This window comes from Alcanivorax sp. HI0083, from assembly GCF_001635175.1.
This window is the reverse complement of the sequence record NZ_LWFX01001025.1, coordinates 1-6615: the sequence shown is the minus strand read 5'-3', so window position 1 is coordinate 6615 and position 6615 is coordinate 1. Positions and strand designations below refer to the sequence as shown.

The following is a 6615-nucleotide window of genomic DNA, read 5'->3' as shown; positions in this document are numbered from 1 at the left end:
GGCGAAAGCTTGGAGATGGTCAAATCAACGTTCTGCGATCAGCGATCATGGAGTTGTGGCGGCGCCTGGGGATTACGGAAAGCGCTTCCGATTCCCCCGCTGCGACTGCAAAGAGTATTCGGCCTTCTGATCTGAGAGATCTTCTTCTTGAGAAGAAAGACGAGGCCGAAAGCAGCAGGGAAAGGCAGATTTTTGATGGCTTGATAAACCGTGTTGATGTATTGGCTGCATGCGCTATTTTCGAGCATGAATCGCCCTTGAGGGTTGATGATCTTTTACAGAATGGTGCGCGTCTTCATATGCAGGGAATCCCCGCTTCAATGAGGGGCTGGGTGGCTCGAACCTTGGTGAATATGATCTATGCTGAAATTGCGGCCATGGGGCCAGTGAAAGAATCACCGTTTGATGCCGGATCGCCATTTCGGGTGTATCTCGTCCTTGATGAGGCTGGATCGGTGATACGCCAGAAAGCGGATGACTGCATCATAAAGACCATTGCGAAAGAGAGCCGGAAGTTCGGTGTTGGCCTCCTGCTGGCCGCTCAAACGCTTGATGAACTGAGTGAGGAAGTGGTCGCCAACGTTGACACCCACTTTGCGCTGCCTACCAGAAGTGCCAAGGATGCCAGGAAGGTGGAGCAGAAGTTGGGCCTCTGTAAGGGCGCGCTAAACTGCGGAACTGGCCGTTGGTCCGGGTTCTATCAGACGGGCCATAATGTATACAAAGCAAACTTCTACCATCTGCAATAGGTGGGGGCTCCTTGCTTAAAAGCGGGTAGCGCCCTCGGTCAATCCTCAGGAGCCATTGGGGGCAGAGTGATGTGGTGGTCAGTATATAGTCAGGGCTGCGAAATTTCTCATGTTAATAAAATTCTTACTAATACTGGTGGCAGTGTCAGTATTAGTAGGGCTTGCTTAATAACGTACATGTTTTGCCCATTATATGAGCGGCGATAGTCAGTGATTTCGGGATCCGGGAGTGGTTGTCTGGTAAATCATAAAGGGGAACATGTTTATTCTCTGGTTTTATTCTCTGGTTTTATTAATATTCAGATTTCCATTCTGGTTGGTTCGTTGCTCATAAAAAGCCATCAAAGAATAAGGTTAATACTGGAGCAATGACGATGAACCAAGGGCACGGCATGATGCTGTCAGTAGAAGCTCAAGTGGGACGGCTGGAGCAGTTCCATGAAATGCTGGACTGTGGACTGGATGTTTACAATCAGAGAGATAATCTCAATAAAGTCTTCATCACTGATCAGGCAGAGACTGCACGTGCGCTTGCGGACGTCACGACGCTTTTAGATGAAATCGTGCCCCAGCGGCGACTGGTCATTAGCCGACGGCAGGAGACTAGCCAAGGGCTTATCCGCAGAATCCCCAATAAGAAGACACCAGCCATCGAATCCTGTATCAATCTCACTGAGGATGATTTCTGGGGGTACAAGGTGGACCCGGATGTTCAGGTTGTCCTGGGCCTCAATAGGGAAGCGGCGGTTCGCGTCTTGACGGGGCGTCGGTTGCATGAGCGCGTTGGCGGTAAAACGGTACATGATTACTATCTCGAGTATCTTCACGAACTGAAACGGCGGCTATCAGCACCTGAGATCCTTCAGTTTCGTAGACAGCAGGTGGTCAGGGAGCAGCGTAGAGTAGACAGCATCACCGGGGCAGTGAATGAGGCGTTGAGCCTTTGTCGAAAAGCTCGCTTGGTGCGTGTTGATGGCAGCTACAAACAGTCTGTGCGTAGGAATAAAACCCCAGAGTGCATATCAAACGATCTAGACCGCTTCATTAGAAACATGCGGCATAACAAGCGCCAGTTTTCTGCTCTGGTGTTGGCGGTGTTCAAGATTGAATACGGGGCAAAAAAGGGCTATCACTGGCATGGATACTTTATATATGACGGTAGTAAGGTCCGCATGGATGTTTTACTTGGCACTTACTTGAAGAGCTATTGGTGTGACGTGGTTACTAAAGGTGAAGGGGCTGGGTTTAATGTGAATGTAGGTGAGATTAGAACGGCGCTGTCGAAACGATTACAGGTCCCTGTGCGGCATTTGGCGGTTGGAGAATTTCGTAAGGGCGATGCAATCCAGGAAGCCAATATGAGGGCTCTCATCCGTTACTTCGCAAAAAAAGAACAGTCCCTTCGGCTAACCGGACAAAAGAGCGTCAATCAATTGCGCATTGTGCGAGGGCCCCGCTTCAAGGCACTGAAGCAGCGGAGAGACCGAACAGCGACCAGGGAAAGTGGTTGACCTACAGTGTGAATGCAATCAAGAGCAGGGCAGAGTGTGACAGTGAGCTACGGGCAACTCTGCCCATTGCGTTGTGTACTCCGGTGATCTGAACTGTTGCCTCATGTACCACGGGGCTGAGGTCCCTTGGGAGGCCATGAACACGCTGCCTTTCCCTTGGGCACGGTTGATACTGTCGATGACGGTCATGAGCTGGTCAGCTCTCTCTGTCTGGCCTGGGTGTAGCATGTCGAACTGATGGTGCTTGCGGTCGCAGATGTTCACGAGACCAACACCCGCTTTCAGGAAGGCATGGCCAGGTTGGTACAGGCGAGCGGCTGTCGCCCTGGCCAATTTCACGATCTCTCGTGTGTCGTCGGTGGGGTAGGGAAGCTGGACCAAGTCGCTGGCGGAGTGGAAGTTCGGCTCAAATGGCGAGGTGTGCATGAACACATGCATGCTCAACGCCAGGTGGTGCTGTTTCCGGAGTTTCTCGGCGGCTCGGGACGCGTAGAGAGCTACCGCCTCCAGTACAGGGCCTGAAGTAGTGGCCTTGTTGCCGAAAGAGCGAGTGCAGTAGATCTGCTTCTTCGCGGGCGGCACTTCCTCAAGGGCCAGGCAGGCTCTGCCGTTCAGCTCCTCGATAGTTCGTTCCAGGTTGATACTGGTCATCCGCCGAATGACCTTGGGGTGTGCCCTGGCGATATCGAGAGCGCTGTGAATTCCTTCAGCATTGAGCCTGGCCCCCAATCGTCGGGCGATCCCCCAGATGGCCGTGACCGGGACACGCTTCAGCACCCATTCCCACTTCAGTGGTTCATCCAGCACACAGACACCCTGACACTGCGGGAGCTTCTTGGCAGTTCGGTTGGCCAGCTTGGCCAATGTTTTGGTTGGCGCAATGCCTACCCCCACTGGCATTCGGATGTGATCCCACAGCTGAGCCTTGATCTCATGTGCGGTGTGCTTCGGATCGCCAGGGATCCCCGCCATGTCGAGAAACATCTCGTCGATGCTGTAGACCTCAATCCGGGGGCTGAATGCCTGGAGTTTGGTCATCACCCGGTTGGAGATGTCGCCATACAGCGGGTAATTACTGGAAAAGATGGCTACGCCATGCTTTCTGAGTAGCCCCTCAATCTTGAAAAAGGCTTCCAGGTCTGGGATGCCTAGCGCTTTGGCCTCCTTGCTACGGGCGACAACAAAGCCATCGTTATTGGACAGCACCACCACCGGCTTGCCTCGTAAGTCAGGCCGGAAGATCTGCTCGCAACTGGCGTAGAACGAGTTGCAGTCAACCAGTGCGATGGCGGAAGAGGTGGATGGCATTGATCACAACCCCCTCAATCTGAAAGTCGCTCCCATCCAAGATGGGGATCGGCGGGAAGTCCTCGTGGGCTGAACATAGCAGGCGACGATGGGCATCCAGGATCTTGCAGGTCAGCTCACCATCCAGAAAGGCTAAGACCACATCCTGATGCCGTGCCTGCTCCTCGCGGTCAACAATCAGGAGATCCCGGTCATAGATGCCGACGCCCTCCATGGATTCCCCCTCGGTCCAGCAGTAGAAGGTTGAGGCGGGGTGTTTTATAAGGAACTCATTGAGGTCGAGTTTCTTGTCCATGTAATCGTCAGCAGGGCTCGGAAACCCGGTCCTGACGCGGGAGAGATAGCAGGGTGCAGCAAACTGCTCCCTTATCTCCAGTGGAGAGAGAGTGGTAATCGGCATGGCTAAATTAACTGTCCATAAGTACAGTATTTGATTATGTGTACCAATTACGTGCTAATCAAGAGCGATGGCTCAGCCAAATTGGCAGAATCGTTGGGCGTGGACGCTAACCGACTGATCTATGGTGACTTTCGGCCTGGGGCCCAGATTAGCGTGGTGACGGGCGGTAGTGAGGCTCGATTACTGCGCACGGCGACGTGGTGGCTGTATCTCCAGCAGACGCAGGAGGGGCTACGTCCCCACAGGGACTACTTCAGCGTAAACACCAATTACCGCAAGCTACCCCAGAAACGCGAGTTCAAGCATTCGCGCTGCATTATCCCCGCTACCGCCTTTGTCGAGAGCCAGGACGGCAAGCGCCCGCATCTGTTGGAGCCAGCCAATGGCACCGCCATTGCCTTTGGGGGGGCTGTACAAAGAATGGACGGACAAGGTGACAGGGGAGGAAGTTACCTCCGCGTCGATCATTACCCTGCCGGGTATCCCGGCCCTGGAGCAGATCCACCGCAAGTCCACGCCATTGTGGTTGCCTGAGGATGCGTATGACATTTGGTTGTCGCCAGAGGTGACGGATGTGACTGCGCTGGAAGGGTTGCTAGCCCCAGTGATACGCGCTGATCTGATGGCTACCCCGATTGACAAGGTCAGCCTCAAGCAGACGGTAGGGGAGCCTTTTCTTATTCAGGATTAAATGCTGCATAAGGGCTGGAAATCAAGATTGGTCTGGCGGCAGGGATATAATGATTAAGTCTTTTCGGAAAAAACAAGTTAAACATAGCGGTGTCGTGCTAGAGAAAATCGTATGACGGCGAGGGTTAAGTGAATTGAGGGGGGTATTATGGCGAAAAATATTAAGTATAGGAAAAATCAAACCATTGGCGATTGGAAGCTTTCATACAAGCTGGGATCTGGTGGTAATGGAGAAGTATGGTCAGTAAAAGATGGAAATGATTCTTATGCCATAAAGCTTTTAAAAAAAATCAGGCCGACGATTTACAATAGATTTAGGTCCGAAGTAGAAGCCATGGAGAAGAATCAAGATATTAGTGGTGTTATACCGTTGGTTGACAAGTTTTTGCCAGAGGATGTGGGTGATCAGGTGCCGTGGTTTGTGATGCCGCAAGCTATCAAGTTTTCTGAGTGGAGAAAAGGAAAAACTGTTCTGGAGATAGTGGAGGGGATGCTGGGACTGGCTAATACTCTCCATCAACTCCATCAAAGAGAATTTCATCATCGTGATATAAAGCCAGCCAATATCCTTTTCCTAAAAAACCGTTTATTTTTGTCTGATTTTGGACTTGTTAAGTACCCGGGTCGAATAGATATTACTAAGGAAGGTGGAGATGTTGGCCCTAAGTTTACGATGGCTCCTGAAATGAGACGTTATGCCAATGAGGCTGATGGTGAAAAAGCGGACATTTACTCCTTTGCAAAGACTCTATGGATTGCGATTGTTGGTGATATGAAATGCTTTGATGGCCAGTATAGTCCATTATCAGTGATCAGTATCAACTCGGTATGTGGAGGGCTTTACACAAAGTCTCTTCATGATCTATTGACTGAGTGCACTGATAACTCTCCCGATAAGCGGCCTGGAATGAAAGATGTTATTAGTAGGATTGAGGGCTGGCTTAGGATTAACAATGATTTTCATGAGCAGAATATAACCGAGTGGTTTGATCTTCAGAATGCATTGTTTCCGGCAGGCTCTCCAGAGTCTGTTATATGGAGAGATTGTGAAAATATAATTACGGTATTAAATGAAATTTCAAGAGTTGATGGTTTGAATCATGCGTTTTTGCCTGGGGGTGGAGGGAGTACATTTGTAGGTGCCGAGCGTGCTAAAGAGAAGGGGATGATTGCAGTTAAAGTTTCTGAGAGGCTGTATTATTACCTGAAACCAAAAAAGCTAACATACGAGTCGTTCGGTCTTCATCCGCAATGGAATTACTTTCGAATGGAGGCTGAAGAAATTGAGTCTACTAATACATATGAAAATGACTCGTTGATATCTCCCTATGAGGAATTGGTAGAGATTGATTCTGGTAAGTACGTTGAACGGTTTAATTGGGATGAGGGTGAGTTTGATGGAGAGCCGCTGCCAGAGCAAGCACGGTTAATTTGCAGGTATTTACGTGGTAGCTTTGTGATTTTCAGTACTAGATCAATCTATAATCTGGTGCCTGATACTTATGATGGACGCCATGATACGATGTCAGAGCAGGAATTCCGAACTTATATTGAAAGTAATGCCTCCTGATAAAAATTTTAGTCTCTGAAAATCTGGCATAACTAAAGCAATCGGTTATCTAAAAATCTATTTTTTGGGGATGAAGTATTGCAAGATTCATGTCTCAAGGAGCACGGTGTGAAATCCTTTGCGATGGGAGGTCGTCTCCTGGCAGTCAAGTCAGGCCCCGAGGGTGTTCAAAACTCTGTGTCACAGCCAGCAGCCTCACAGGCTGATGTATTTGTCCAGGCGCTCGGGGAAGTGGATGGCCATCTGTGACAGCGTCAGATTCCAGTTCTGCACCGGGTGGGTCCAGCGCTCGGATGCCTTGAGTATACCGGCATAGAGCAGCTTCAGTAAGGCGTTCTCACTGGCGAAGCCACCCTTGGTCTTTGTCAGCTTGCGGAACTGGCGATG

The 6615-nt window shown here is 50.4% G+C and carries 6 protein-coding genes and 2 pseudogenes; 5 read left to right on the top strand and 3 right to left on the bottom strand.

Annotation, left to right across the window (positions count from 1 at the left end; genetic code table 11):
• A partial coding sequence (locus A3754_RS27705) for an ATP-binding protein (protein ID WP_197468645.1) occupies nt 1–749 on the top strand: 749 nt, incomplete at its 5' end.
• A gap of 374 nt (nt 750–1123) precedes the next feature.
• A complete protein-coding gene (locus A3754_RS12880) occupies nt 1124–2260 on the top strand; it encodes an inovirus-type Gp2 protein (RefSeq protein WP_063520015.1) in 1137 nt (378 codons plus the stop codon).
• A gap of 18 nt (nt 2261–2278) precedes the next feature.
• Here the strand turns inward: A3754_RS12880 and A3754_RS12875 are convergent, their stop codons facing one another.
• Both A3754_RS12875 and A3754_RS12870 read right to left on the bottom strand, forming a co-directional pair.
• The gene (locus A3754_RS12875; protein ID WP_063520014.1) at nt 2279–3568 is read right to left on the bottom strand and encodes a Y-family DNA polymerase; all 1290 of its coding nucleotides are present in this window, start codon (nt 3566–3568) and stop codon (nt 2279–2281) included.
• Nucleotides 3534–3968: a LexA family transcriptional regulator gene (locus A3754_RS12870; protein WP_063520013.1), complete on the bottom strand. Its 435-nt coding sequence runs from the start codon at nt 3966–3968 to the stop codon at nt 3534–3536. Before A3754_RS12870 ends, A3754_RS12875 begins: the two co-directional genes overlap by 35 nt.
• Before the next feature lie 36 nt (nt 3969–4004).
• Here A3754_RS12870 and A3754_RS28855 point away from each other — a divergent pair.
• The 3 genes and pseudogenes from A3754_RS28855 to A3754_RS12860 form a co-directional block, all read left to right on the top strand.
• Nucleotides 4005–4337: pseudogene (locus tag A3754_RS28855) on the top strand (hypothetical protein); the annotation flags it as partial.
• A 13-nt stretch (nt 4338–4350) separates the two neighbouring features.
• Complete coding sequence (locus A3754_RS12865) at nt 4351–4659, top strand: SOS response-associated peptidase family protein (RefSeq protein ID WP_063520012.1); 309 nt, start codon at nt 4351–4353, stop codon at nt 4657–4659.
• A 147-nt stretch (nt 4660–4806) separates the two neighbouring features.
• A complete protein-coding gene (locus A3754_RS12860) occupies nt 4807–6228 on the top strand; it encodes a protein kinase (RefSeq protein WP_063520011.1) in 1422 nt (473 codons plus the stop codon).
• Nucleotides 6229–6423: 195 nt separating this feature from the next.
• Here the strand turns inward: A3754_RS12860 and A3754_RS12855 are convergent.
• Nucleotides 6424–6615, bottom strand: a pseudogene (locus A3754_RS12855) (IS256 family transposase); the annotation flags it as partial.

Coding starts and splice junctions, on each gene's coding strand:
- A3754_RS12880 (WP_063520015.1), top strand. CDS start 1,124: ATGAACCAAGGGCACGGCATGATGCTGTCAGTAGAAGCTCAAGTGGGA.
- A3754_RS12875 (WP_063520014.1), bottom strand. CDS start 3,568: ATGCCATCCACCTCTTCCGCCATCGCACTGGTTGACTGCAACTCGTTC.
- A3754_RS12870 (WP_063520013.1), bottom strand. CDS start 3,968: ATGCCGATTACCACTCTCTCTCCACTGGAGATAAGGGAGCAGTTTGCT.
- A3754_RS12865 (WP_063520012.1), top strand. CDS start 4,351: ATGGCACCGCCATTGCCTTTGGGGGGGCTGTACAAAGAATGGACGGAC.
- A3754_RS12860 (WP_063520011.1), top strand. CDS start 4,807: ATGGCGAAAAATATTAAGTATAGGAAAAATCAAACCATTGGCGATTGG.